Origin of the sequence: Chryseobacterium sp. Y16C (assembly GCF_022488405.1) — a bacterium.
GTDB lineage: Bacteria > Bacteroidota > Bacteroidia > Flavobacteriales > Weeksellaceae > Chryseobacterium > Chryseobacterium geocarposphaerae.
On the sequence record NZ_CP092711.1, the window covers coordinates 2,044,574 to 2,070,192 of the forward strand.

Sequence of the window (25,619 nt, forward strand, 5' to 3'; positions counted from 1 at the left end):
TTTTTAAAGCTAAGTATCTCGAAACCAATGATAGAGCAGGTTCCTAACAAATGTGGAAAACTTTTAGCTTTAAAATTCAAACATTTAAGCTTTTCCCCTTTCAAAATAGATTACCGTTTTCTAACTTTGTGCTTCGCAGGTCACAAGAGATGAAGGGAAAATTCAGGTGGATAAGTTTATTAAACAACCATTTGACAATCAATCCATTATTTATTTCTTGAATGTTATTCACACGGATCGTTTTTTGTAAAATTTTAAAGACATTATTTTAATATGGGAATTTTTGATAAAAGAGTAAGTTATAAACCATTTGAATATCCGGAGGTTCTTCAATTCGTAGAAGCGATCAACAAATCGTTTTGGGTGCATTCGGAAGTAGACTTTACTGCAGATGTTCAGGATTTTCATTCACAACTTGAACCTCATGAAAAACATGCAGTAAAAAACGCATTGTTGGCCATTGCACAGATCGAAGTATCAGTAAAGACATTCTGGGGAAACCTGTACAATCATTTACCAAAGCCCGAACTGAATGGCTTGGGAGCGACTTTTGCAGAATGTGAATTCCGACATTCAGAAGCTTACTCAAGACTTTTGGAAGTTTTAGGGTATAATGAAGAATTTTCAAACGTAGTAGAAATTCCAGCTGTAAAAAAGAGAATTGACTTCCTGTCAAATGTTTTGAAACACGCCAATTCCGCAACACCTAAAGAATATGTGTCTTCTCTTTTATTATTCAGTATTCTGATTGAAAACGTTTCGCTTTTCTCTCAGTTTGCCATCATCCTTTCTTTCACAAGATTTAAAGGGTATATGAAAAACGTTTCCAATATCATTGCCTGGACTTCTGTTGATGAGCAGATTCACGCCAATGCAGGAATTTACTTAATCAATAAAATCCGTGAAGAGCAACCTGGTTTATTAACCGATTCAGATATCGAAGACATCTATACTTTGGTTGATCAGTCTGTAGAATTGGAAGGAGAAATCCTAGACTGGATTTTTGAATTGGGCGAACTAAGCGTTTTCTCAAAAGAAGACCTTCTAAACTTCATGAAATACCGTGTTGACGACAGTTTAAAGAAAATCAACATGAATACAAAATACAACGTTTCTCCAGAACAATACAGACCGATGGTTTGGTTCGAAGAAGAAGTATTCGCTAACTCTATGGATGATTTCTTTGCAAAAAGACCGGTAGATTACACAAAGCACGATAAGAGTATTACTGCAAACGATCTTTTTTAAAATTGAATCGAAAGGCGCGAGCGAAGCGAGCGTCAAAGCAGTTAGTATTAGCGATGTCATGATGAACACAGATTGACTGTAAATCTGCGAGCGAAGTTCACGAAGCATCTTTTAGATTCCTCGTTCCTCGGAATGACAGTTCGTTTTTAAAACATAAAATACAACACAAAAACATGATCAATGTAATGGTAACCTATACCGTAAAGCCGGAATTTGTTTCAGAAAATAAAGCGAATATTCAGAAGTTTTTGGATGACTTTAAAAAACTAGATCCAGCTACTTTTGAGTATAAAGTATATCTGAAAGAAGATGGTGTTACATTTTTACATTCTTCAAACTACATCAATGAAGAGGTACAGCATGAGGTTTTGAATGTTCCTTCTTTTAAAGAATTTCAAAGATTAAGAGATGAAAGCGGGCTGAACGGTTCGCATACAATAGAAATTTTACAATCAATATAAACAACAACAAAATTCCTGAGCGTGTAAAAGCATTCAGGAATTCGAAAATATAAAGACTATGGAAGAACAAAACGCAAATATATGGTGGCTCAATGAAGAGTCTGAGCAAATGCTAAACAGAGGCTATTTGCTGAAAGGTGAAACCGTGGAAGGAGCCATCGACAGAATTACTACTGCTGCTGCAAAAAGATTATATAAGCCTGAACTTCAGCCGGCATTCAAAGAAATGATCACAAAAGGATGGATCAGCTTCTCGTCACCGGTTTGGGCCAATATGGGAACACAGAGAGGTCTTCCTATTTCTTGTTTCAACGTTCATATTCCGGACAGTATTGAAGGAATCACGCATAAAATGGGTGAAGTAATCATGCAGACAAAAATCGGAGGCGGAACTTCAGGATATTTCGGAGAACTTCGTAACAGGGGAACTGCCGTAACAGATAACGGAAAATCTTCAGGAGCAGTTTCTTTCATGAAATTGTTTGATACAGCAATGGACGTTGTTTCTCAGGGAGGTGTAAGAAGAGGAGCTTTTGCAGCTTATCTTGATATCGACCACGGAGATATTGAAGAATTTCTATCCATTAAAGACATCGGAAGTCCGATCCAGAACCTATTTACAGGAATTTGTGTTCCTGATTACTGGATGCAGGATATGATCGATGGAGACATGGAAAAACGTAAAATCTGGGCAAGAGTGTTGGAAAGCCGTCAACAAAAAGGACTTCCTTACATCTTCTTCACCGATAACGTGAACAGAAATAAACCACAGGTCTATAAAGACTTAGGATTACCTGTAAATGCAAGTAACCTTTGCTCTGAAATCATGCTTCCTTCTTCTATGGAGGAGTCTTTCATCTGCTGTTTATCATCCATGAACTTAGAATTGTATGATGAGTGGAAAGACACAGATGCAGTAAAATTGGCAATCTATTTCCTTGATGCGGTTTTATCAGAATTTATCGACAAAACAGAAGGTAATTATTATCTTCAGGGAGCAAGAAACTTCGCAATGCGTCACAGAGCACTTGGATTGGGAGTTTTAGGATACCATTCTTACCTACAGAAAAATATGATTCCGTTTGAAAGTTTTGAGGCAACTCAGTTCAACGCAAGAGCTTTCAGACATATTAAAGAACAGGCTGAACAGGCATCAAGAGAATTGGCGAACATCTACGGAGAGCCGGAATTACTGAAAGGTTACGGATTAAGAAACACCACCACAATGGCGATCGCTCCTACAACTTCAAGTTCTGCTATTTTAGGACAGACTTCTCCGGGGATTGAACCATTTGCTTCCAACTATTATAAAGCGGGGCTTGCTAAAGGAAACTTTATGCGTAAGAATAAATATTTAGCAAGATTATTAGAAGAGAAAGGCCTTGACAACGAAGAAACATGGAGAACCATCATGTTGAATCACGGATCTGTTCAGCATTTGAAAGAATTGACTGACGAAGAAAAAGCTGTATTTAAAACCTTTAAAGAAATCTCTCCAATGGAGATCATTTCTCAGGCTGCACAGAGACAGCAATATATTGACCAGGCTCAATCATTGAACTTACAGATTCCTTCCACCATGCCTGTAAAAGATGTAAACTACCTTTACATCGAAGCATGGAAAAAAGGAGTAAAAACATTATACTATCAAAGAAGTTCTTCAGTTTCTAAAGAACTGATGGTAAACTTTGTTACTTGTTCAGCTTGTGAAGCATAGCAAATAATAAACAATTGAAAAACTAGGGAACCGCAGAATATTCTGCGGTTTTTATTTTCACAAAAAGTAAAAATAAACTTTACATTTTGTAAAATATTTATTACATTTGGATACCAAAAATAGATTATGAAAAATACATTAAAACTTTTCCCGAACCGTTTCAAAAAAATAGGATGGTTTATTTTTATTCCTTCTTTAATTATGGGAATATTAACGCTGACAAATCTTTTCGCTTTTCCTAAAATTTCTTTACCTGTTTTTTACAATTCAGGATTTCCCCTAAGCAATGAAAAGTCCGGATTATTTACAAAAGCGGAGATCGATCTCTTTCCGAATATTTTTGGAATACTCATCATTATAGGAGGAATATTAATCGGATTCTCAAAAGAAAAAATTGAAGATGAGTATATTTCAGGTTTAAGGTTAAAATCTGTATTCTGGAGCTTAGCAGTGACCTACTCTCTTATTTTACTCTTATTTCTGACCGTATTCGGGATCGCATTTTTTACCGTAATGATTCTTATTATATTTTTACCACTGATTCTGTATGTTTTCAGATTTAATTATGTATTGCTTAAACAATGAAAAATACGATTAAAATAGAAAGAGCGGTAAAAAATATTACTCAGGAAGACCTTGCAAAAATAATAGGTGTCTCAAGGCAGACCATCAATGCAATGGAAGCAGGAAAATATATTCCTTCTACAGTTTTAGCCTTAAAAATTGCAAGATATTTCGAAAAAAATGTGGAAAATATCTTTTTACTTGAAGATAATGATTGATTATTATTTCATCTCATCCGAAAAATAAACCATAGAAATTCTATGTTTTTTTGTTTATGATTATCTTTTAACAAACATTTTTTACAGAAAAAAAGAACTAATTCACAAATATTAGAATGAATAAATAATGCTATTACCCCCTTAAATTCTTAAATTAGCTATAGACTAAAATGTTATTCTTATGAAATTCGGACAAGTAGAAGACCCCTCAAAAATAGATTTCACTTTACCAAAAGATCACCCCAGAACGAAAGACATTTTGAAGCAAAATAAAAAAGGGCTTGAAAATATCTCAATCGGGTGTGCTAAATGGAACAAAACCGATCTTAAAGGATTTTATCCCAAGGGAACTAAAGACGAGCTTTCTTACTATTCTATGCAATTCAATTCTATTGAACTGAATGCTACTTTCTACGGAATGCCCACTCCGGAACAGGTAGAAACCTGGAAAGAAAAAACACCGGCAGATTTTAAGTTTTTCCCTAAAATCACCAATACAGTTTCTCACTTTAGAAGATTATTAAATGTTGATGATGTGGTCACACAATTTGCTTCAGCCGTACTGAATTTTGATAAAAAATTAGGAATGGTTTTTCTTCAGCTTCATGACAACTTTAAGCCAAAAGATTATGAAAGATTGGAAAAATTCGTGAATAACTGGCCACAAGAAGTTCCGTTAGCCATAGAATTAAGAAATACAGACTGGTTCAGTGATGAGGAAATTCTGAATAAAACCTGTGACCTTTTTGAGAAAAACAACATAACCAATATCATTGTAGACACAGCCGGAAGAAGAGATATGCTTCACATGAGGCTTACTACTCCCAACGCTTTTATCAGATATGTGGGCGCGAATGCAGAGAGCGATTATGAAAGATTGGACGACTGGCTAAAACATCTTACAGAATGGAAGAAAGAAGGACTCCAAAATCTTTATTTCTTCGTCCATCAAAATATTGAAAAAGCCTCTCCACTTTTATCGGCTTATTTTATCAAAAAAATGAATGAAGAATGGAAAACCGAGCTTAAAGTACCTCAAATGGCTACCGAAAGCATGCAAACTTTATTTTAATAGCCAACGAAAAATTTATTAAAACAACATTATCAATAAAAAATATCTAAAAACACTCTCCTAAAAGCACAAAAAAACACATCGAAAAGCACAAAAAATCAATACTTTAAAATATTTTTAAATATTTTATAAAATTCACTATATTGTGACAGATTAAATCACACTATGTAGATTAATTAATAAAACTAAAATAATGGAAAAAGAAATTTGTACCATCACCCTCACAGGAGACCAGGCGGAACAGTATACATTCTACAATGACAATACAATAAAAAAAGTAGAAAATAATGATACTAGTCCATTAATTGAATGGGTTACCCCCAATCAGATCAACAAACATAATAAAGACAGAATCATCAGAAACTGTCCGGAAGATGTGAAAGAAATCGTAATGCAAATATTAGATTATCCTTAACAGGATAATCTAATTTATTTTTTTCTTACGAATAAAGAAAGATTTAAAAACAGAAGCAGGAGATTTAAAGTAATTAAAACTCCAAGTTTAGTGTTTTCCTGATTATAGGCCTCTATTTCTTTTTTGGCAATGCCCGAAAGTTTTACACTTTGATTGATGTAATTCTGTACCTCGATCATCTGATCAATATTTTTATTAGGAACCGAATGCTGAGAAAAATAAACAGCATTCTTTTTACCCAGATAACCAATAATCCAGTATTCATCCGAGTTGGTCATTTTCAGGTATTCAACTCTGTAATATTCGGGACGAATTTTACCCAGGTGCATAACTTCTAACGCATCATTTTTATTGTTATTAATATTTAACACATAAAAGTCCAGCGGTTGGGGAAGTTTATTGATAAGCTGTAAAGCAACGGCATTCTGCACAACACCAATTGAACTTTTTTTAATAAACCAATACGTAAAAAGAGAAATGGAAAAAACCAATATTACAGCTCTGAAAATCTTTGCCCACCCAAACTTTACCTTCGATAAAAGAAGCGAGATGATCAAAGTAATCAATATGATAAAAAGAAGATACCCCATATTACAAAGATAGTCAATTAAGAAATCATCTAATCAACATTCCATTCTTTATAGAATTGATCAAGGAATTTCAGCATAAAATCATGTCTTTCCTCTGCTATTTTTTTTCCTTCAGAAGTATTCATCAAATCTTTCAGTAAAAGGAGTTTTTCGTAGAAATGATTAATCGTTGTGCCATTAGACTTCTTATATTCTTCTTTCGTCATATTCAGATTAGGCTTACTATTCGGATCATACATCGGGTTGTTTTTAAAACCACCAAAATTAAAAGTTCTGCCTATTCCAATCGCTCCGATTGCATCAATTCTATCTGCATCCTGTACGATCTTAAGTTCAATCGGAAGATTTTTAGGTGCTTCACCTCTATTCTTAAATGAAATATTTTTAATCACAAATAAAACCTGTTCTATGATATCTTCAGGAGCATTCTGGCTTTCTAAAAATTCACGGGAAATTTTTAAAGCTAATGTTTCATCTCCGTTATGAAACTTAGGATCTGCAATATCATGCAACAATGCAGAAAGTTCTACCACTTCAATATTACAATTTTCCTTTTCCGCAATTTTTCTGGAAAGTTTCCACACTCTTTCAATATGGAACCAGTCATGCCCTGCTTCCGCTCCTTCCAATTTTTCTTTTACAAATTCTATCGTGTTTCCAATTAAATTATTCATTTACCAATTCTTTTAAAATAATTTCCCAAAGTTTTTTATTATAACTTCTAAAAAAATTAATGTGCCCTATTTCTCCTTTTTCCGATTCAGAGGTTTTTACAATTCTATACGTTGGCTTAAGATTCGGATAAGTGTCTTCCAATAAACTTTTTACGCCTTTTTCGGTTAGCCATACATCATCTTCTGCACGGATCACAAATACTTTTTGAGTTAATTTTTTAGAATAGTCCTCTATTTGATCCAACAATCGGTTGGTAGATTTCCTGTTCAAAATTAAGGTTCTCCAGTCATAAGCGCAATTTTTTGGAAGACTTTCTCCCAAGCCAAACCAATTTGCAGGAAAATAGCCAAAAAGCTCCGTAAATAGTGGTTGCGCAACACCAAATCCGAAAAATGCCTCTACCTTCGTTCGCCATCTTAAATTCCCTACAAAAGCATTCTGTGTACCCACAAAGACAAATTCATCAAATATCTCAGCATCCCGGTTCATTCCTAAAATCAATGCGCCAACAGAATGTCCTAAACAATATTTTTTATAGGTCGGGAAATTCTCCTGTATATAATGGGTAAGTGTTTTAAAATCCTTTGTTCCCCAAGTTCTCATGGAAGCTTTAAAATTCTTCATCTTTAAAGGTTTTGAGAGACCAATTCCTGCATAATCATAGGTAATGACCGTAAACCCATGTTCTGCGAAAAAGTGAGCAAATGAAAAATAGATCTGCTGCTTTACTCCTGTTGCAGAATTAATCAGCAAAACTCGATGATTACTTCTTTCGGGAATAAAAACATGAACTGCCAGATCTACATTATCTTCAGTTTTAAGAATAATTTTTTCCATAAAACAATAAAAAGTCCACTTCAAAAATGGACTTTTTATTTTAAAATATTTTATCTGAAAACTTTATTTCAGTATGCGGTAAATAGTTATTTAAATTGATTAACTCACAAGTACTTCTATAAACTCGGTTACAATTTTTACAGGTTCACCATTTTTGTTGTAAGCTATGTAGCTCGCATAAAATCCTTCTCCATATCCGGTTTCAAAAGCAAAAATAGTTCCCGGATGTTCTTCTGAAGGCTTCAAGAATGCATACTGATCAATCGCACCGTTTTCATCAAAGAAATATTCATGAAAAAATTCTTCATAAATCCCCATGAAGTCTACTCCTTTGCTTTTGTATAATTTCTGTTCGAGCTCATTAAGACTGTTTTGGGTATCAACATCCATAAAGCAGCCCATTCCACTTTCTACAGGGTAACCAAAAACTTCTCCTTCAGCTAAATCTTTCACATTTTGTCCGACTGTTGTCGCCATTTTCCACTCAGCAATCTCTGAATCACTGAAAATAATTTCAGCATAGGCAACACAATTACTTTCTCTTTCTTTGTGCAGTAAAACAGAAAAATCTCCTTTTGGAAATTCTGTTGAGAAAGGCTGCATATCGTTTGTAATCAGAGGATCACAAGACACAAGCTTTCCGCTTGAAAGGTAGATTTTCCCAACTTCGAAGCTTTCCAGTAACGGACTTTCCACGAAGTTCTTAGAGAATAATTTCTGTATATTTTCTAGGTGTGTCATTTTATTTTTTAGGCTAAGATTAAGGTTTAGGCTAAGCTTGAGACTCAACCTTAACCTAAACCTTTAAATTATAAACTTTTCAGCTTTTCTTCCAAAATCGCAATCTTATCAAGAGCATCTTTTTGTTTTTTGCGCTCAACTTCTACAATTTCCGGTTTTGCGTTGGCAACAAACTTTTCGTTTGAAAGTTTTTTATCAACTGAAATTAAGAATCCTTTTAGATATTTCAATTCTTCTTCCGTTTTGATTTTTTCCTCCTCCAAATCTAAGTTTTCACTTAAAGGAATTGAAATTTCCGTTGCACCCACCAGGAATGTAAAACTAGGTTTATCAGTTTTCGTACCAAAATGAATTTCAGAAACGTTTGCTAATTTTTTAATAACAGATTCATTCGCAAATTCTGATGCGTTAGTATAAATTTCAGCGGTCTCTCTTGGGGAAATTCCTTTTGTCTGACGATAGTTTCTAACTCCCGAAATAATTTCAGATGCTGTTTCGAAGTTTTTAATAATATCTTCACTGAATGCATCTGCTTTTTTCTGCTGAGCAATAATTAATGCCTCTTCAATACTTCTTTCAGAAATTGTTTGCCACAACTCCTCTGTTAAGAACGGCATGAAAGGATGCAATAATTTCATTAATTCCTCAAAGAAGTAAATTGTTTTATTGTAAACCTCTTTAGAAATTCCTTCACCATAATTTGGCTTAATCGCTTCCAGATACCAAGCACAGAAATCATCCCAGATGAGTTTATAAATCAAATGCAAGGCATCAGAAATTCTGAATTTTTCAAACTGATCATTAATTTCAACAATCGTTTTATTCAATTTATTTTCAAACCATTCGATCGTCTGAATTTCCGTTGTATTGGCAGGTTTATCTTCATGATTCCACATGTTGATCAAACGGAATGCACTCCAGATCTTTGTCATGAAGTTTCTTCCCTGAAGCATCAGATCTTCATCAAAAAGAAGGTCATTTCCAGCTGCAGAGCTCAATAAAATTCCTACACGAACTCCATCCGCTCCATATTTGTCCATCAGTTCCAACGGATCAGGTGAATTTCCTAAAGATTTTGACATCTTTCTTCTCTGCTTATCTCTTACAATTCCTGTGAAATAAACATTTTTGAACGGAACTTCTTTTCTGTATTCCAATCCTGCCATGATCATTCTTGCCACCCAGAAGAAGATAATATCCGGACCTGTTACCAAGTCTGAAGTCGGATAGTAATAATTGATGTCTTTATTTTCAGGATCGAGCAATCCATCAAACACTGACATTGGCCATAACCATGATGAGAACCATGTATCAAGAGCGTCTTCGTCTTGTTTTAGATTCGAGATTTCGAGATTCGGGTTTCCAGTTTTTTCCTTAGCTAAAGCTAAGGCGTCTTCGAGATTTTCGGCAACTACAAAATCATTTTCTCCATCACCGTAATAATACGCCGGAATCTGCTGTCCCCACCAAAGCTGACGGGAAATATTCCAGTCACGGATGTTCTCCATCCAGTGTTTGTAGGTATTTTTAAACTTTTCAGGATAGAATTTAACCTCATCATCCATTACAACATCCAAAGCCGGTTTTGCAATTTCAGACATTTTTAAGAACCACTGAACGGAAACTTTAGGTTCGATCACCGCTCCTGTTCTTTCAGAAGTTCCAACTTTATTTACATAATCTTCTGCTTTCAACAAAAGATCTTTTTCTTCTAATTCTTTTGCAATTTGCTTTCTTACCTCAAATCTGTTTTTTCCGGCATAATGTAAACCGTAATCATTCAGATTACCATCATCATCCAAAGCATCAATCATCTGAAGATTGTGTTTTTGTCCGATTTCGTAGTCATTGATATCGTGAGCCGGAGTAATTTTCAAAGCTCCCGTTCCGAATTCAATATCAACATATTCGTCTTCAATGATCGGAATGACTCTGTCAACAATCGGTACGATAACTTTTTTACCTTTTAAATGAGCATATCGCTCATCATTGGGATTGATACAAACCGCAGTATCCCCGAAAATAGTTTCCGGACGTGTTGTAGCTACCGAAAGGAATTCTTCCGAACCTTCGATCTTATATTTAAGGAAATAAAGTTTTCCGTTTTGCTCTTTGAAAATTACTTCTTCATCTGAAATATTGGTTTTCGCTTCAGGGTCCCAGTTTACCATTCTGTAGCCACGATAAATCAATCCTTTATTGTATAGATCAACAAAAGATTTGATAACCTGCTGAGAAAGTTTAGGCTCCATGGTAAAACGGGTTCTGTCCCAGTCACAAGAGCAACCTAGCTTTTTCAACTGCTCAAGGATTGTTCCTCCGTATTTATCTGTCCAGTCCCAAGCGTGTTTCAAAAATTCCTCACGGGTAATATCAGACTTGCTGACCCCTTCTGATTTCAGTTTAGCAACAACTTTGGCTTCAGTAGCAATTGAAGCGTGATCTGTTCCCGGAATCCAACAAGCATTGAAGCCCTGCATTCTTGCACGACGGACCAGAACATCTTGAATGGTATTGTTCAGCATATGCCCCATGTGTAAGATCCCCGTAACGTTTGGCGGAGGAATTACAACAGTGTAAGGCGGCTTGTCATTCGGCTCTGAATGGAAATATTTGTTTTCCAACCAGTAATTGTACCACTTTTGTTCTGTTTCCTGTGGATTGTACTTTTCTGAAATCTGCATAAATTCTATTACTTTAATTTACAATTTGCAAAAATAGTCTAAAGAAAAAAAATTTTAAGTATGAATTAAAATAATTTTTAACTTTGTTTCTTAATATTTATCTAAACAAACGTATTAACATTCAAGAATATGAAAAAATTAATTGCAGGAATTGCATTATTCGGGACATTTGCTGTTGCATCTGCACAGAGCATCACTTTCGACACTACAACATTTGATTATGGTGCTATTAAACCGGGAGCAGACGGAACAAGATTTTTTAATGTAACGAATACAGGAGATAAGCCTTTGATTATTTCAAACGTAAAACCATCTTGCGGATGTACAACTCCTGAATTTAGCACAGATCCTATTCTTCCTGGAAAATCTGCAAAAATCAAAGTTGGATACAACACAGCTAATCCTGGTGCTTTCAACAAAATGATTGAAGTATTTTCTAATGATCCGGTAAACAGCAGAAGCGTAATCTATATTAAAGGTAATGTAGATCCTAATGCTCCTGAGCCAAAACCTTTGACTCCTGAAGAGCTAAAAGCAAAAGCAAAAGCTGAGAAGAAAGCAGCTAAGATAGCTGCCAAAGAAGCTAAAAAAGCTGCAGCAGCAAAATAAATCTCTACTCAAAAAAATTAAAACCGTCTCCATTGAGACGGTTTTTTTATTACATTTATACTACGTTTACTCATTAAAATTTAAACACATACAATTTATGGATAAAGATTTTTCAGACAATTTTCTCATCAAAGGAAGTTTTTCTATAAAAAAAGCTTCAACTCAATATAAAGGGAAACTTACAAAAGAGGAAGGAGAAATTCTTCTGGTTCAGGAAAAAGAAAAGCTTCGCGAGCTGCAGGAAAAATTGTATTCGGATGGCAGCCAATCTCTTCTCGTTGTGCTGCAGGCCATGGATGCCGCAGGAAAAGACAGTTTAGTAGAACATGTTTTCGGAGGAGTGAATCCGCAAGGCTGTAATGTGACAAGTTTTAAAACTCCCAGTTCAAAAGAGTATTCCCACGATTTTTTATGGAGACATTATTTAGCATTACCACAAAAAGGGATGATCGGGATTTTCAACCGCTCACATTATGAAAGTGTTTTGGTATGCAAGGTACACCCTGAATATAATCTAAGTGAAAAAACCTGGAAATCGGTCAAAGATTTTGATAAAAAATTCTGGGAAAACCGCTATGAAAGTATCCGAAATTTTGAAAAACATCTTTCTCAAAACGGGACCACTATTGTAAAAATATTTTTAAATGTTTCCAAAGATGAACAAAAGAAAAGATTCTTGGACAGAATTAATGAACAGGAAAAAAACTGGAAATTTTCTATGGGTGACCTTCCGGAACGGGCATTATTTGATCAGTATATGAACTGTTATGAACAGGCTATCAACGAAACGTCAAAGGATTATGCACCATGGTATGTTTTGCCAGCAGATGATAAATGGTTTGCAAGAGTAGCTGCTATCCAGATCATTATTGATACTATGGAAAAAATGAATTTAAAATATCCCCAACTTTCGGAAAAAGATAAACAGGAACTGAAAGATGCAAAAAAACAACTGGAAAACGAGTAAACATTAAAGCTCTTTCAATAACTGATTGCAAGTTTTGTGATTAAAAAATACACTAAAAAGTGAATAATTTCATTTTAGTGTATTTTTTTTATTTATATTTATAACACTAAATTATTAAACTTTAAACATGAAAAAACATTTATTGTTATCAGCCTTTCTAATATTAGGCTTAACATCTTGCAGTAATGAAAGAGCGGCAATCGACAATGTGGAAAGTATGAAAAGTCCAGAAATGGAAAATTTCAACAAAGCATTGAGAAGTGTAAACCAACCTAAAAACAGACCTACTGCAGAAGAAAGAAAACAACATTCTTTAGAAATGAGCGATTCAAGAAAAGAACTTTTAGTTCCCGCTTCAAAGGATTTAATTCTTTCTACAGGTATTTCCGAAAAAGAAATGATGCATGAAACCGGAGGTGATAAAACAAAAATAATTGTTTGGGCCAATAAGATTTATTTTGAAAAAAAGAAGCAAATCAATAGAAGTCTGAAGCTTGAAAATTAATTCATTTATTATTATTTAATCCAAACAAATGTATTCACCATGAAAAAACTAACACTATTTATATTCCTATTCTTAGGAATTTTCGCATTTTCTCAAAGCCATACTTTAGTCATTGTTAATAATACAGGACTTGATGCTGTAGGCAGACTTATTACAGCAAGCCGTACAACTCCCGGCGGACCTGCAATGTTTGCATTTCCTAATCCTCCTTATGGCACATTCACAGTTCCTTCCGGCCAAACTGCAGATTATGATCATTTTGATACAACAGGAGGCTCTTCCGTATCTTTTCCCATTCCCGGCTGGAATATCATCAATAATCCCAATCCTGCATACAACGGACCTCAGGCTTATAACTCTCCTGCAGTAAGTTCAATGACCACATTAAATGAATGGGCAGGGTTTCTTTTTAACTTAGTAGATCCTGCAACAGGAGACTCTATTGATAGTTTTGCAATTGGAAATCCGGTAATTGCTGCCAATGCAAGTTTTGTTGTATATACAAATCAACTTGGAGCTAATACCGGTATTCCTGTAGAATGGGCATATGTAGGTTCTATTGTTTATTTATTTATAGGATAATTAAAGACCTTAGATAACAGAAAAAGCGGAGATAATCTCTCCGCTTTTCTATTTTATGCAATTTAAATTTTCAGAAAAAAAAAAACGAGAAAATCTATAAGCCGGATTTTGTTCTTCAAAAAGAAGCGCCTGTTATTTATCTGCGTCGTGCATTGCTGCAAAACTTTAGCTGATTACCCCTCGGCTTTCAGAGCGAGCAACCCCTATTTTCATTACTGAAAAGAACCGATATACTTATCATTGCACCACAAAGAGTTTACCTGATTTCACTACAGCCGAACTGTACATCCTTTCTGTTGCACTTGTCCTACCCTCGCGGGTGACGGATGTTATCCGCTTTGCTGCTCTATGGTGTCCGGACTTTCCTACCCTTACCGAAGTAAGAATCAACAAGCCGATTTTCTCGTGGCTGCAAAGATAGATAATTTGAAAATGTAGCAGTGTGATAATTTGAAAATTTTCAATTCGCAAGAAGATTTATTATTCCTGTTTCACATGATTCATTCATTTTCAAATTACTTAATTTTTAAATTCTCAAATTATATCATATATTCGTGCAACTAAACAACACATCCTCATTGGGTTCAAAAGAAAAAGAATTTGCACAGCTTATTAAAGATAATCAGGGATTGATTATCAAAGTTTCGCGTCTTTATACCAATTCTCTTGAGGATGAGGAAGATCTTTTCCAGGAGATCGTCTTACAGCTTTGGAGAAGCTACGGTTCCTTTAAAGGAAATTCTAAAATTTCTACCTGGATGTATCGTGTAGCTTTAAACACAGCCATTACGCTTTTCAGAAAAAAAAGCAAAAGCCCGCTTACGAACGAACTGGATATTAATCACAAAGATTTTGTAGAGGATGACGATGAGAAACAGCAGCAGATTTCTCTTTTATATACCGTGATTAAAACCCTTCCCAATATAGAGAGAGCCATCGTCATGATGTATCTGGATGATTTGCCTTATAAGGATATTGCAGAAAACCTCGGGATCACCGAAGTCAATGCGCGTGTGAAAATGAACAGATTAAAGAAAACCCTTAAAGAAAAGATGGAAAAACATGCCTGAATTTGATTTAGACAGCTTTAAGAAAACATGGCAAGAACAGCCTGTTCAAGAAAAATACGACAACACTGAGATTCTTCAGATGCTGAACAGAAAATCACGTAACTACGTTAAATATATTTTCTGGATCAGTGTTGTAGAGTTATTATTCTTTTCCGGAATAGGGTTATTTTACATCATAAAAGGTGATGAATCCAATAGTTTTTTAAAACTTCTGGAGAGATTGGGAGCACAAAAAACCCCTGAAATCATTGCCAATTTTGACACCATTTATCTGGCAATAAAGGTTCTAAGTTTGCTCGTTACAGCCTATTTTGTATTTAAATTCTATCAAAATTATCATAAGATAAAAATCGAGGAAAACTTAAAAGGTCTTATCACCCGTATCATTAAGTTTAAGAAAACTGTAAATGCTTTTATTTTAATAAGCATTGCCATATTACTTGTTTTTATTTTGACATTTACAGCATTTATTTTTTACGCACTGAATTCCCAAAACATAGAGCCTAAAGGTTCAGACCTTATGATCGTTATTGCCATAATTATAGTTAGTACAGCATTATGTGTGTTGCTTATCTGGCTGTATTACAAACTTGTTTATGGAATCATCATCAGAAAACTGGATAAGAACTTAAAACAGCTGAAAGAAATAGATTCTCAGGAAATTTAATTCACCCATCCGTTCCAAGATAAAGATATAATTGTTAATTTTATTTTATCAAATCTTAATCTATGCCTTTATCTTACGTTCATGGAGCTTCTGATATTCCATTGTTGGGACAGACTATTGGAGCCAATCTAAAAAATACCGTAGAAAAATTTCCACATCAAGAAGCATTGATTTGTGTGCATCAAAATTACCGTGCCACTTATCAGGAATTTTATAATCAAACCACTGCTGTTGCAAAAGCTCTTATATTTTTGGGAGCAAAAGCTGGCGACAGAATCGGAATCTGGTCTACCAACCGTTACGAATGGGTTCTTTTACAATATGCCACAGCCAGAATCGGTGCTATTTTAGTGAATATAAATCCTGCGTACAGAACCAGTGAGCTGATTTTTGTGATCAATCAGTCCGAAATGTCACACCTTTTCTCTTCCCTAGCTTTTAAATCAAGTGACTATAAAGCAATGATTACCGATGCAAGAGAATTCTGCCCTACTTTAAAATCAGAAATTTTCTTTGATGATAATTGGGAATATTTTTTAAATAACGGACAGGATATTTCTGACGATGTGCTACATAGCTATGAAGAACATGTTCAATTTGATGATCCGGTAAACATTCAATATACATCAGGAACAACCGGATTTCCTAAAGGCGTAACGCTTTCCCATCATAATATTTTAAATAACGGATATTTTATCGGAATACGATTAAAATACACACAAAATGACAGGGTTTGTATTCCCGTTCCATTTTACCACTGCTTCGGAATGGTGATCGGAAATATTTGTTGCACAACTCACGGAGCCTGTATGGTGATTCCTAACGACAGCTTTGATCCGGATATTACACTGAAAGTGGTTTCGGATGAAAAATGTACCTCTTTATATGGAGTTCCTACCATGTTTATCGCTGAATTGGCTGTAAAAGATTTTGATACTTTTGATTTTTCGAGCTTAAGAACTGGGGTAATGGCTGGCTCTGTCTGTCCGCCTGAAATCATGAAAAAAGTGGAAAGCCTCATGAATATTAAAGAAATGAGCATTTGCTATGGAATGACGGAAACCTCTCCTGTTTCTACCCAGACTTTAATTGGAACGTCTTTTGAAAAGCAGGTAAATACCGTAGGAACTGTTCAGAATCATTTAGAAATAAAAATCATTGATGAAAACGGCAAAATCCTTAAACGCGGGGAACATGGAGAGCTATGCACAAGAGGATATTCTGTTATGCTGAAATACTGGAACGATCCTGAAAACACTAAAAAAGTTATTGATGAGGGCAGATGGATGCATACAGGAGATATGGCCGTAATGGATGAGGAAGGCTACGTTACCATTTCCGGAAGAATTAAAGATCTGATTATCCGCGGTGGTGAAAATATTTCACCCAAAGAAATCGAAGATTTTTTATACACCTATCCTAATATTTTAGATGTTCAGATCATTGGAGTACCCAGTGAAAAATTTGGAGAAGAAGTTATGGCCTGGGTAAAAGTAAGAAAAGGCTTCAATGTAACAGAAGATGAACTTGTAAATTATTGCAAAGGAAGAATTGCCCATTATAAAGTTCCAAAATACTGGAAGTTTGTAGAAGAATTCCCGATGACGATCTCAGGAAAGATAAGAAAAGTAGAGATGCGGGAAGTCTCTGTGAAAGAGCTTGGCCTGGAACATATAAAAGAATAATCCGTAAATAAAAAAAGCATTTCAGATCGAAATGCTTTTTTTTATTTTTTTAGAGTTCTTTTCTTAATCTTGCTACAGGAATATTCAGCTGTTCACGATATTTTGCGATCGTTCTTCTTGCAATATTATAGCCTTGCTCTTTCAAAATTACCACCAATGCATCGTCTGTCAATGGTTTTCTCTTATTTTCCTTATCAATAACTTCCTGAAGGTGGGTTTTAATTTCTTTTGTCGAAACTTCTTCACCATCATCATTCGTTAAACTATCAGAGAATAAATCTTTAAGATAAACAATTCCATTTGGAGTATCTGCATATTTACTTTTTACCACTCTGGAAATTGTGGAAATATCAAAACCGGTAATATCTGCGATATCCTTTAAAATCATCGGCTTTAATGATTTCTCATCGCCTGTAATGAAATAGTCCTTCTGGAATTTCACAATGGCAGTAATGGTCTGCAATAAAGTATTCTGACGTTGGTTGATGGCGTCAATATACCATTTTGCCGCATCCAGTTTTTGTTTAATAAATAAAGCGGCCTGCTTATGTTCTGCAGAGTTCTTATCATGGGAATACGTTGATAAAATATCCTTATACTCTTCAGAAACTCTTAAAGTAGGCGCATTCTTACTGTTCAACATCGGAATTACCTGTCCGTCTTTTACCTGAATGACAAAATCGGGAATGATCTCCTGATTAATAGTAATCGTCTGAGTATCGAAATTACCTCCTACTTTCGGTGATAGTTTGGATATTTCATCCAGCGCATCCTTCAAATCTTCTTCTTCAATATCATACTTCTGAATGATCTTATTGTAATGCTTATTGGTAAGTGCATCAAACTGATGTCTTAAAATATTGGCAGCCAAAGAAACTGCTTTATCAGAGCTTACTTTCTTTTCAATCTGTAAAAGAAGGCATTCCTGCAGGTTTCTGGCTCCCACACCGGATGGATCAAGCTTCTGAATATAATTTTCAAGAATATCTTCTACTTTTTCTTTTGTCGTATAAATTCCCTGAGAAAAGGCCAAATCATCCACAATCGACTTGATTTCCCTTCTCAGATAACCATCTGTATCCAGGTTTCCGATGATATATTCTGCAATTTTCACATCTTCATCCGAAATATTCACCAAATGAATTTGCTCCATTAAGTAATCATATAAAGACTGCCCTTCTGTAAGAAGACTTTCATTATCAAATTCTTCATCATCAGGAGAGTAGTTGCTGGATGCTGTTTTATAGCTTGGCTCATCATCATAAAGATATTCGTTCACATCGAAATCTGTTTCAATGCTTTCTGTACCCTCACTCTCGTAAGAATCTTCAAGAGAAGAATAATCATCTTCCTTAGAGTCTTCTTTTGCTATTTCCAACGCAGGATTTTCCTCTAACTCTCTTTCCAATTCCTCCTCAAACTCCAGAGTATGAAGCTGAATCAACTTCATCAACTGAATTTGCTGAGGCGCCAGCTTTTGTCCTAATTTGAGCTGTAAGTGTTGTTTAAGCATATCTGTCTTTGTGTTTTAACATACATATTCTACGAATTTAATAAATTTATTTGTAGAATAATAATTTTTAGCACGATTTTTGTAGTATAGATCTTTATAATAAACTATTTTAAATAAACGAAAAAGCCTTAAAAATTACTTTAAGGCTTTTTATTTTTAGAATTCTGCGTTTTTCGGAGTCCTTGGGAAAGGAATTACATCCCTGATATTGGTCATTCCCGTTACAAAAAGTACTAACCTTTCTAGCCCCAATCCAAATCCTGCATGTGGTACAGAACCGAATTTTCTGGTATCCAAATACCACCAAAGCTCATGTTCATCTACGTGCATTTCGGCCATTTTCTGTTTCAGAACATCTAGCCTCGCTTCTCTTTCGGAACCTCCGATGATCTCTCCGATTCCAGGGAAAAGTACATCCATTGCCGCAACGGTTTTATTATCATCATTGAGTTTCATATAGAATGCCTTGATTTCTTTCGGATAGTCAAACAGAACTACCGGGCTTTCGAAATGTTTTTCAACCAGATATCTTTCGTGTTCAGACTGAAGATCAGTTCCCCAGTTTTCCACCGGATAAACAAATTTTCCTTTTTTATTTTCTTTAGAGTTCATTAGGATCTCAATAGCTTCCGTATAAGAAACTCTCTTGAAACGTTTAGCAACAACATTTTCAAGTTTTTCGATCAATCCTTCTTTTGCTCTGTCTTTTTCTGCTTTTCCTTTTTGTTCTTCAGCAAAACGCTTGTCCAAGAACTCTAAATCATCTTTACAGTTATCCAACACATACTGAATCACATATTTCAGGAAATCTTCTGCCAAATCGATGTTATCTTCAAGATTGTTGAAAGCAACTTCCGGCTCGATCATCCAGAATTCTGCCAAGTGACGGGTTGTATTTGAGTTTTCAGCACGGAAAGTAGGCCCGAACGTATAAATTCTTCCCAATCCCATTGCTGCAGTTTCCCCTTCAAGCTGCCCGGAAACCGTTAAGTTAGTTTTTCTTCCGAAGAAATCCTGAGAGAAATCGATATCTCCCTGCTCATCTCTTGGGATATTATTTAGATCAAAGTTAGTAACTCCAAACATCTCTCCAGCTCCTTCCGCATCAGCTCCCGTAATTACAGGGGTATTGATATAAAAAAACTGGTTTTGATTAAAGAATGAATGTACCGCAAAACTTACTGCATGACGCACTCTGAAAACCGCTCCGAATAAGTTGGTCCTGAATCTTAGGTGAGCCTGCTCTCTCAACGTTTCCAATGAATGCTTCTTAGGCTGAAGAATCGTTTTATCTCTTTCCTCAGTAAAGTTGTCTCCTAAAATAATAATCTTTTTAGCGATGATCTCTACCGTCTGTCCCGCTCCCTGACTTTCTACAACTTCACCTACCACTTTCAAAGAAGCCGCAGTACTGATTTTACTAATAATCTCTTCGTCGAAATTTTCGAAATCAACAACTATTTGCAAATTATTAATCGTAGAACCATCATTAAGCGCAATGAAGCGATTTGAACGGAACGCTCTTACCCAACCGTAAACCGTAATGTCATGATGTAATACTTTCTTGTAATCCTGTAGGATTTCCTTAATTGTCTGCTTTTTCATTTGTTGATTAAAATTTTTATATAAAAATTAATGTCCGCAAAGTTACAAAAAAACAGCGCAACTTGATGATTGCACTGCCTTAATTAAAAAGTGATTTATCAATTACTTAGCGAAAAACTATGCTTCAAATATGAATTAATTAAAGAAAATTGACTTTTTACGCTCTTTCCCATTCCGGATTTTCCACGCATGGTAAGAGCTGGGAACATCATACTGCCACTTTGGAAGGAATAAAATAATCATGATAACATCAATATGAGAAATAAAACCTAATATAACTGTCAAATAAAAAGCCCAACCTGCCTGCTGAAATCCAATTAAATAAGTAAAGGCAATCAGCAGACTTATTCCCCACATTTTCGATAAAAAAGCATGAGTACAGGTTTCCTTACCAAATTTCAGAATACTTACAACATAGCACAAAGCTTCCATTAACAGGATCAAAAGAATTCCTTTCCATTCGCTTTTTATCAATTCTGGATTCAGAAAATAGGCTGCAAATCCTAACGAAAGCCAGAAAACCAAGTCAGTCTGACTGTCTAATCTTCTTAATTTTTCCGAAGAAGCTCCAATTTTCCGGGCAATAATGCCGTCGAAAATATCTGTTAACAATCCAAAATACATTAAAGAGAGAAGTAAGAATCGTGTTTCTATACCTTGAAAATAAGCCAAGAAGAGAATAATTGGAGCAAGAAGAAATCTTATGATAATTAAAATATAGGGTATTGTTTTCATGATTTTAAAAATTAATTATGGGTAAACTTCTTTTTCCATTTTTGTTCCACAGACCAATTTGCAGCCCTTTCAATTTTTTAGATGTATTTACTAAGCCAATCTGCAGCCCTTTTACGTCATCACCAGCATTATATCCACCAATCTGTATTCCTCTTACCATTTCTGCATCATTGAAAACTGAGAGACTCATTCCATTGAGTTCCTTTGAATAAACACCCAACGAAGAGACAAAAATTCCGTTTCCTTTTTCAATATAAGTTGTAAATAAGGTGCCCGATATACCATTCATCGTATGACCATAATTGTAAAGAGAAATACTCATCCCGTTATGACTCACTCCTCGTAAGTATCCCGCAGCAGAAATATTAAGTCCGTTAATCTTTATAAATTCTGTATTTTCGCCTTTTGCAGGATCGTAAAACATCCACAATAAAAATCCTAAAGCATTAACATCTATATTTAATCCATTCACTTTTTGGAGCAATTTTACATTTTGTTCTTTAATAATATGTTCAGAATCAAAACCCAATCCGATGGCCAATCCATTCACTTTATCAATTCTATCATTTAAAGGAGTTAAAGCAATCAATCTCGTTTTTTGCACTTTCAAGCTATTTTGAGCATGAAAAAAATTAATTATCAAAAAGCTCATTATTAATAAAATCCTTGTTCTCATAATTCATTATTCTAAAATTATGTTTCAAAATTATCCGCGAAAAACACAAATCCGAATGTGAAAAAAAATTAAAATAAATGTCTAAATTTGTGAAAATCACAAAACCATGCATCAGGAATTTTTACTGAGGGAAATCCGAAAAAGAATTGGCGACAAATCATTGAATGATGAGATTGCCAATATCCTGAATATAAGCTATGATGCTGCCCACAGAAGAACCTCACAGAAGGCAAAATTCAGTTTTGAAGAAGCTTTGGAGCTGGCTAAATATTATCAGATTTCTTTAGATCAGTTTCTTACTTCCGACCATCAGATCCTGGTTCGGAAAACTTCAGCAGTTACCCAAACGGAAGATTTACAGTCTTTTTTTCAGAATAACCTCAGTATTTTTGAAAATTTGCCGCTTTCCGATGAGATGACTATTTATTATTCCGCGAAAGACATTCCGTTTTTCTATACACTTTCGGATACCTTACTTTCCCGTTTCAAAATATATGTATGGATGAATCTGCTGAATGCTAAACAGGTTTTTGTACCATTTTTACAGTTCTCCCCTCCTCAGTTTGAAGCTGACACGAAGGAACTAAGAAAAAAATACGAAGAACAGCATGTTGCTGAATTATGGAATGACATGACTATTTCCAGTATTTTACAACAGGTCTTATTCTATTACGATACCCGGCTTTTAAAAAGAAATGAAGCACACATCATTCTACAGGAGCTGAATGAATTAATAGAGTTTATTGAGAAAAAAACTGAAAACAATCCGAAATTTCATCTCTATGAAAACGAGCTGATGCATCTTTCCAATGACATCTTTTTTCATCACCCTCAACAGTCACTTTTTGCTTTACCAACAAATATGTTCGGATATATTTTGATTAATGATGCCAAAACCTGCAACGAAACGCTAAATTATTTTGAGCATCAAATCAAAAATTCAAAATCACTGAACACTTCAGGAAATCGCGATAGGAAAATATTTTTCAATAAAATGTACCAGCAAATTGAAAATTTAACCCAAAAACTATAATATGAAAAGCCTTCGTCATGGTGAATTTTTCGGGCAGACTAACGAAACTCTCAATTTCGATGGAGTTACTATTACGGATACAGAATACACCCATTCTTTTGTTGATTGGCATTATCATGAAAACCCTTATCTTACGTTTCTGCTACAGGGAAATATGACGGAAGGCAACAAAAAAGAAATATATGATTGCTCAGCAGGAACATTGCTTTATCATCATTGGGAAGATGCACATTACAATATAAAGCCAGATGTTTTTACCCGTGGATTTCACATCGAAATTACAGAAGATTGGTTTGAAAGATTTCACGTTCCGAAAACTCAAGTTGAAGGAAGCTTTACTATTAAAAACCCTGCCATAAAGTTGTTGATGCATCAGATTTTCAAAGAAACAAAATTAAATGATGATTTCCCTGATCTTTCTGTTCATCAACTTTTATTAAATCTTTTTGATCAATTATCAAATCAAAAAAGCGATACAAAAAAGAAGCCAGCCTGGGTAAAACAACTTGATGAAATTTTGCATGAACATTTTACAGAAAAATTGAATTTAGTTGAGCTTTCCCAAACATTAAATATTCATCCAGCACATTTGAGCAGAGATTTTCAGAAGTATTTTCAATGTAATCTGGGAGAATATCTGAGAAAATTAAAGGTTGAAAGATCCTTACAACTTTTGAATGAATTTGAGTCTTTATCGGAAGTTGCATTGGAGTGCGGATTTTCAGACCAGAGTCATTTTATCCGTTGTTTTAAGGCAAATATCGGAGTTACACCTTGGAAATATCGGAATATTTTGAAATAGTCTTTCCCACAGATCTTCACAGATATTGCACATATTTTTTATATTTCATTTGATTCAGTTGTCATTTTGACGAAGAAAGAATCTTACCTTTCAGTAATAGATTCTTCACTGCGCTTCGCTTCGTTCAGAATGACAGTGTGTATTAGCAGTATATATTAATATGTAGTACAAAGGAAAATTAAAATGTTAATTTCATTCTATTTTTTCTAAAAACTGATATCTATTTTTGTTTAGATAAAATTGACAATGAAACCCATCTTCTTTTTTGTGTTATTTCTTATGTCTTGTTTGTCTTCTGGACAAATTGATAACATTGTGGAACCAGAAACAATTGAAAACTCCGTTCAGAAAAATAATTTGAGCAAGATTATGTTTTTAGACAAAGTCATTCCTCTGGAAAATATAAAAGAGAGTGATTTCCTGAAAACCATGACCTTTCAGGAGGATAAGGATTTTGATATTCGTGTCTTCCTCAGTAATTCACTGGTCAATTATTTACATCAGCTCGAACCCCATTTATCTGCAGATGAACTCTTGAAAAACGGAAATTATCAACTTAATTTCATCATTGACGGAAAACTGATATATACTGAAAATCTGAATCCGGGAGCAGGAACCGCAGAAAGCAAAAAAATCAAAACAAATTTTAGAATTCCTTTTATAAGCACGACAAACGAAGATTCCTGGGGAAGATATTTATGGATGCGGTTTTATCTTGCAAACGGTGGAATTGATGCACTAGAACCTGGAAATCATATCCTGAAAATTGAAATAAAACCTTATTTAAAAACATCAGCCTTGAAGGTAGGAAATGTAATTGCTCAAGGAGAAATTCAATTAATCATTCCTAAAAAAAGTATTTCTGAACAACAAATTGCGGTCCAGAAAATCAAACCCGGAAGTGACTGGAAGGTTTCTGAAGAAAAGTTCAGCACTGAACGGATAAGAGCTTTAAATCAAAAAATAGCAGAAAACAGGTTTCGGGATATTACCGGAATTGTTGTAATAAAAGATGAGAAACTGCTATTGGAGGAATATTTTAACCGGTACAACAGAGACAGTTTAAATGATACCCGTTCTGTGGGAAAATCTTTTTCATCCGCATTAATGGGAATGGCGATACAAGATGGCTTTATTAAAAGTGAAAATCAAAGTCTGAAAGAGTTTTATAATGTAAGACAATTCAAAAATTATTCTTCTAAAAAAGACAGCGTTACCATTAAAAGTTTACTCACTATGAGCTCCGCATTTAACGGCAATGATGACGATTACGAATCTCCCGGAAATGAAGAAAATATGTACCCTACAAAAAATTGGGTAACATTCACCTTAGATTTACCGATGACTCAAAATAAAATAGGGAAAAACTGGAATTATTTCACTGCCGGTGTTGTAGTAACGGGTGATATTCTGGATAAATCAGTTCCCAACGGCTTGGAAAATTATGCCGATAAAAAACTTTTTCAACCTCTCGGAATTAAAGAATACAAATGGCAATTTACACCTCAACACAAGCCTTCTTTAGCGGGAGGACTAAGGATGAAAGCTTTAGATCTTGCCAAATTCGGACAGCTTTATAAAAACACCGGAACCTGGAACGGTAAGAGAATTTTAGAAAAAGTATGGATCAAAAAATCATTTACCAATTATTTCACTGAAAATAAAAATTTTGAAGGTTACGGATATCTGTTCTGGAGAAAAGTCTATAAAGTCGGGAACAGAAATTTTGAGGCCTATCAATCCAGCGGAAATGGCGGAAACAAAATTATCATTTTTACAGAAATACCAGTGGTGATCGTTATTACAGCCAAAGCATACAACAAGCCATATGCCCATTCTCAAGCCGACAAAATTGTACAGGATTATTTATTACCCTCGATTTATGAGTAATGAAAATTGGTAATAAAGTATATGAAAAAATGAATGGTCAACAGGAAATTGGTCATCA

26 protein-coding genes and 1 other RNA gene are annotated in these 25,619 nt (G+C 34.7%); 17 read left to right on the plus strand and 10 right to left on the minus strand.

All coding sequences use genetic code 11. From position 1 onward, the window contains the following. Window positions 1-273 precede the first annotated feature (273 nt). The 7 genes from MKS83_RS09015 (at window position 274) to MKS83_RS09045 (ending at window position 5,695) form a co-directional block, all read left to right on the plus strand. Window positions 274-1,248, plus strand: a complete 975-nt coding sequence (locus tag MKS83_RS09015; RefSeq protein WP_100376533.1) for a ribonucleotide-diphosphate reductase subunit beta — start codon at window positions 274-276, stop codon at window positions 1,246-1,248. A gap of 173 nt (window positions 1,249-1,421) precedes the next feature. Further along, entirely contained in the window at window positions 1,422-1,709 is a 288-nt protein-coding gene (locus tag MKS83_RS09020; protein WP_240582887.1) for a hypothetical protein, read from the plus strand. 49 nt (window positions 1,710-1,758) lie between these two features. Beyond that, window positions 1,759-3,426, plus strand: a complete 1,668-nt coding sequence (locus MKS83_RS09025) for a ribonucleoside-diphosphate reductase subunit alpha (protein WP_262496332.1) — start codon at window positions 1,759-1,761, stop codon at window positions 3,424-3,426. Window positions 3,427-3,552: 126 nt separating this feature from the next. Further along, entirely contained in the window at window positions 3,553-4,011 is a 459-nt protein-coding gene (locus tag MKS83_RS09030) for a hypothetical protein (protein WP_240582888.1), read from the plus strand. Then, on the plus strand, window positions 4,008-4,208 hold the full coding sequence (locus MKS83_RS09035) for a helix-turn-helix transcriptional regulator (RefSeq protein WP_100376537.1): 201 nt from the start codon (window positions 4,008-4,010) through the stop codon (window positions 4,206-4,208). The genes MKS83_RS09030 and MKS83_RS09035 overlap by 4 nt, the downstream gene beginning before the upstream one ends. Before the next feature lie 181 nt (window positions 4,209-4,389). Beyond that, the gene (locus tag MKS83_RS09040) at window positions 4,390-5,280 is read left to right on the plus strand and encodes a DUF72 domain-containing protein (protein WP_240582889.1); all 891 of its coding nucleotides are present in this window, start codon (window positions 4,390-4,392) and stop codon (window positions 5,278-5,280) included. A gap of 193 nt (window positions 5,281-5,473) precedes the next feature. Beyond that, window positions 5,474-5,695 carry a hypothetical protein gene (locus MKS83_RS09045; protein ID WP_240582890.1) on the plus strand — a complete coding sequence of 74 codons (222 nt, stop codon included), beginning with the start codon at window positions 5,474-5,476 and terminating at the stop codon, window positions 5,693-5,695. 14 nt (window positions 5,696-5,709) lie between these two features. On the opposite strand, the gene MKS83_RS09050 is transcribed toward MKS83_RS09045, so the two are convergent. The 5 genes from MKS83_RS09050 to MKS83_RS09070 all read right to left on the minus strand — a co-directional run bounded on the left by MKS83_RS09050 (window position 5,710) and on the right by MKS83_RS09070 (window position 11,222). Beyond that, window positions 5,710-6,285 (minus strand): hypothetical protein, encoded by a 576-nt coding sequence (locus tag MKS83_RS09050; protein ID WP_240582891.1) that lies wholly within the window; start codon window positions 6,283-6,285, stop codon window positions 5,710-5,712. A gap of 29 nt (window positions 6,286-6,314) precedes the next feature. Next, a complete protein-coding gene (locus tag MKS83_RS09055) occupies window positions 6,315-6,959 on the minus strand; it encodes an HD domain-containing protein (protein ID WP_240582892.1) in 645 nt (214 codons plus the stop codon). Beyond that, on the minus strand, window positions 6,952-7,797 hold the full coding sequence (locus tag MKS83_RS09060) for an alpha/beta fold hydrolase (RefSeq protein ID WP_240582893.1): 846 nt from the start codon (window positions 7,795-7,797) through the stop codon (window positions 6,952-6,954). The genes MKS83_RS09055 and MKS83_RS09060 overlap by 8 nt, the downstream gene beginning before the upstream one ends. Window positions 7,798-7,896: 99 nt before the next feature. Then, the gene (locus tag MKS83_RS09065) at window positions 7,897-8,538 is read right to left on the minus strand and encodes a DUF4241 domain-containing protein (protein WP_240582894.1); all 642 of its coding nucleotides are present in this window, start codon (window positions 8,536-8,538) and stop codon (window positions 7,897-7,899) included. Window positions 8,539-8,606: 68 nt separating this feature from the next. Further along, window positions 8,607-11,222: a valine--tRNA ligase gene (locus tag MKS83_RS09070; protein ID WP_240582895.1), complete on the minus strand. Its 2,616-nt coding sequence runs from the start codon at window positions 11,220-11,222 to the stop codon at window positions 8,607-8,609. 129 nt (window positions 11,223-11,351) lie between these two features. Here MKS83_RS09070 and MKS83_RS09075 point away from each other — a divergent pair, with 129 nt between their 5' ends. From MKS83_RS09075 to MKS83_RS09090, 4 genes are all read left to right on the plus strand, one after another. Further along, window positions 11,352-11,831, plus strand: coding sequence for a DUF1573 domain-containing protein (locus MKS83_RS09075; RefSeq protein WP_240582896.1), 480 nt, complete (start codon window positions 11,352-11,354; stop codon window positions 11,829-11,831). Between the two features lie 97 nt (window positions 11,832-11,928). After that, window positions 11,929-12,798 (plus strand): polyphosphate kinase 2 family protein, encoded by an 870-nt coding sequence (locus MKS83_RS09080; protein WP_240582897.1) that lies wholly within the window; start codon window positions 11,929-11,931, stop codon window positions 12,796-12,798. Window positions 12,799-12,925: 127 nt separating this feature from the next. Further along, on the plus strand, window positions 12,926-13,303 hold the full coding sequence (locus MKS83_RS09085; protein ID WP_240582898.1) for a hypothetical protein: 378 nt from the start codon (window positions 12,926-12,928) through the stop codon (window positions 13,301-13,303). Between the two features lie 39 nt (window positions 13,304-13,342). Further along, complete coding sequence (locus tag MKS83_RS09090; protein WP_240582899.1) at window positions 13,343-13,885, plus strand: hypothetical protein; 543 nt, start codon at window positions 13,343-13,345, stop codon at window positions 13,883-13,885. A gap of 81 nt (window positions 13,886-13,966) precedes the next feature. Here MKS83_RS09090 and rnpB read toward each other — a convergent pair. Then, an RNA gene (rnpB, locus tag MKS83_RS09095) (RNase P RNA component class A) lies at window positions 13,967-14,291 on the minus strand. A gap of 172 nt (window positions 14,292-14,463) precedes the next feature. On the opposite strand from rnpB, the gene MKS83_RS09100 reads away from it, so the two are divergent. From MKS83_RS09100 to MKS83_RS09110, 3 genes are all read left to right on the plus strand, one after another. Next, the gene (locus MKS83_RS09100; RefSeq protein WP_039367723.1) at window positions 14,464-14,955 is read left to right on the plus strand and encodes an RNA polymerase sigma factor; all 492 of its coding nucleotides are present in this window, start codon (window positions 14,464-14,466) and stop codon (window positions 14,953-14,955) included. Continuing rightward, entirely contained in the window at window positions 14,948-15,622 is a 675-nt protein-coding gene (locus MKS83_RS09105; protein WP_100376549.1) for a beta-carotene 15,15'-monooxygenase, read from the plus strand. The genes MKS83_RS09100 and MKS83_RS09105 overlap by 8 nt, the downstream gene beginning before the upstream one ends. A 62-nt stretch (window positions 15,623-15,684) precedes the next feature. Continuing rightward, window positions 15,685-17,307 carry an AMP-binding protein gene (locus MKS83_RS09110; RefSeq protein WP_240582900.1) on the plus strand — a complete coding sequence of 541 codons (1,623 nt, stop codon included), beginning with the start codon at window positions 15,685-15,687 and terminating at the stop codon, window positions 17,305-17,307. 49 nt (window positions 17,308-17,356) lie between these two features. Here the strand turns inward: MKS83_RS09110 and rpoN are convergent, their stop codons facing one another. The 4 genes from rpoN to MKS83_RS09130 all read right to left on the minus strand — a co-directional run bounded on the left by rpoN (window position 17,357) and on the right by MKS83_RS09130 (window position 21,764). After that, window positions 17,357-18,820: an RNA polymerase factor sigma-54 gene (gene rpoN, locus MKS83_RS09115; protein WP_100376551.1), complete on the minus strand. Its 1,464-nt coding sequence runs from the start codon at window positions 18,818-18,820 to the stop codon at window positions 17,357-17,359. A gap of 156 nt (window positions 18,821-18,976) precedes the next feature. After that, complete coding sequence (gene asnS / locus MKS83_RS09120) at window positions 18,977-20,425, minus strand: asparagine--tRNA ligase (RefSeq protein WP_240582901.1); 1,449 nt, start codon at window positions 20,423-20,425, stop codon at window positions 18,977-18,979. Between the two features lie 135 nt (window positions 20,426-20,560). After that, the gene (locus tag MKS83_RS09125; protein WP_240582902.1) at window positions 20,561-21,160 is read right to left on the minus strand and encodes a CDP-alcohol phosphatidyltransferase family protein; all 600 of its coding nucleotides are present in this window, start codon (window positions 21,158-21,160) and stop codon (window positions 20,561-20,563) included. Between the two features lie 4 nt (window positions 21,161-21,164). Then, on the minus strand, window positions 21,165-21,764 hold the full coding sequence (locus tag MKS83_RS09130; protein WP_240582903.1) for an LA_2272 family surface repeat-containing protein: 600 nt from the start codon (window positions 21,762-21,764) through the stop codon (window positions 21,165-21,167). Between the two features lie 178 nt (window positions 21,765-21,942). Here MKS83_RS09130 and MKS83_RS09135 point away from each other — a divergent pair, with 178 nt between their 5' ends. The 3 genes from MKS83_RS09135 (at window position 21,943) to MKS83_RS09145 (ending at window position 25,561) form a co-directional block, all read left to right on the plus strand. Continuing rightward, the gene (locus tag MKS83_RS09135; RefSeq protein ID WP_240582904.1) at window positions 21,943-22,869 is read left to right on the plus strand and encodes a helix-turn-helix domain-containing protein; all 927 of its coding nucleotides are present in this window, start codon (window positions 21,943-21,945) and stop codon (window positions 22,867-22,869) included. 1 nt (window position 22,870) lies between these two features. Further along, window positions 22,871-23,671 carry a helix-turn-helix domain-containing protein gene (locus tag MKS83_RS09140; RefSeq protein WP_240582905.1) on the plus strand — a complete coding sequence of 267 codons (801 nt, stop codon included), beginning with the start codon at window positions 22,871-22,873 and terminating at the stop codon, window positions 23,669-23,671. A 315-nt stretch (window positions 23,672-23,986) separates the two neighbouring features. Then, window positions 23,987-25,561 (plus strand): serine hydrolase domain-containing protein, encoded by a 1,575-nt coding sequence (locus tag MKS83_RS09145; RefSeq protein WP_240582906.1) that lies wholly within the window; start codon window positions 23,987-23,989, stop codon window positions 25,559-25,561. Window positions 25,562-25,619: the final 58 nt, after the last annotated feature.

Bases quoted from the DNA above. Each gene is read 5' to 3' on its own strand.
- MKS83_RS09035 (WP_100376537.1), top strand. From the start codon at position 4,008: ATGAAAAATACGATTAAAATAGAAAGAGCGGTAAAAAATATTACTCAG.
- MKS83_RS09085 (WP_240582898.1), top strand. From the start codon at position 12,926: ATGAAAAAACATTTATTGTTATCAGCCTTTCTAATATTAGGCTTAACA.
- MKS83_RS09090 (WP_240582899.1), top strand. From the start codon at position 13,343: ATGAAAAAACTAACACTATTTATATTCCTATTCTTAGGAATTTTCGCA.
- MKS83_RS09080 (WP_240582897.1), top strand. From the start codon at position 11,929: ATGGATAAAGATTTTTCAGACAATTTTCTCATCAAAGGAAGTTTTTCT.
- MKS83_RS09050 (WP_240582891.1), bottom strand. From the start codon at position 6,285: ATGGGGTATCTTCTTTTTATCATATTGATTACTTTGATCATCTCGCTT.
- rpoN (WP_100376551.1), bottom strand. From the start codon at position 18,820: ATGCTTAAACAACACTTACAGCTCAAATTAGGACAAAAGCTGGCGCCT.
- MKS83_RS09065 (WP_240582894.1), bottom strand. From the start codon at position 8,538: ATGACACACCTAGAAAATATACAGAAATTATTCTCTAAGAACTTCGTG.
- MKS83_RS09075 (WP_240582896.1), top strand. From the start codon at position 11,352: ATGAAAAAATTAATTGCAGGAATTGCATTATTCGGGACATTTGCTGTT.
- MKS83_RS09045 (WP_240582890.1), top strand. From the start codon at position 5,474: ATGGAAAAAGAAATTTGTACCATCACCCTCACAGGAGACCAGGCGGAA.
- MKS83_RS09110 (WP_240582900.1), top strand. From the start codon at position 15,685: ATGCCTTTATCTTACGTTCATGGAGCTTCTGATATTCCATTGTTGGGA.
- MKS83_RS09060 (WP_240582893.1), bottom strand. From the start codon at position 7,797: ATGGAAAAAATTATTCTTAAAACTGAAGATAATGTAGATCTGGCAGTT.
- MKS83_RS09020 (WP_240582887.1), top strand. From the start codon at position 1,422: ATGATCAATGTAATGGTAACCTATACCGTAAAGCCGGAATTTGTTTCA.
- MKS83_RS09125 (WP_240582902.1), bottom strand. From the start codon at position 21,160: ATGAAAACAATACCCTATATTTTAATTATCATAAGATTTCTTCTTGCT.
- MKS83_RS09140 (WP_240582905.1), top strand. From the start codon at position 22,871: ATGAAAAGCCTTCGTCATGGTGAATTTTTCGGGCAGACTAACGAAACT.
- MKS83_RS09040 (WP_240582889.1), top strand. From the start codon at position 4,390: ATGAAATTCGGACAAGTAGAAGACCCCTCAAAAATAGATTTCACTTTA.
- MKS83_RS09030 (WP_240582888.1), top strand. From the start codon at position 3,553: ATGAAAAATACATTAAAACTTTTCCCGAACCGTTTCAAAAAAATAGGA.
- MKS83_RS09015 (WP_100376533.1), top strand. From the start codon at position 274: ATGGGAATTTTTGATAAAAGAGTAAGTTATAAACCATTTGAATATCCG.
- MKS83_RS09105 (WP_100376549.1), top strand. From the start codon at position 14,948: ATGCCTGAATTTGATTTAGACAGCTTTAAGAAAACATGGCAAGAACAG.
- MKS83_RS09070 (WP_240582895.1), bottom strand. From the start codon at position 11,222: ATGCAGATTTCAGAAAAGTACAATCCACAGGAAACAGAACAAAAGTGG.
- asnS (WP_240582901.1), bottom strand. From the start codon at position 20,425: ATGAAAAAGCAGACAATTAAGGAAATCCTACAGGATTACAAGAAAGTA.
- MKS83_RS09135 (WP_240582904.1), top strand. From the start codon at position 21,943: ATGCATCAGGAATTTTTACTGAGGGAAATCCGAAAAAGAATTGGCGAC.
- MKS83_RS09055 (WP_240582892.1), bottom strand. From the start codon at position 6,959: ATGAATAATTTAATTGGAAACACGATAGAATTTGTAAAAGAAAAATTG.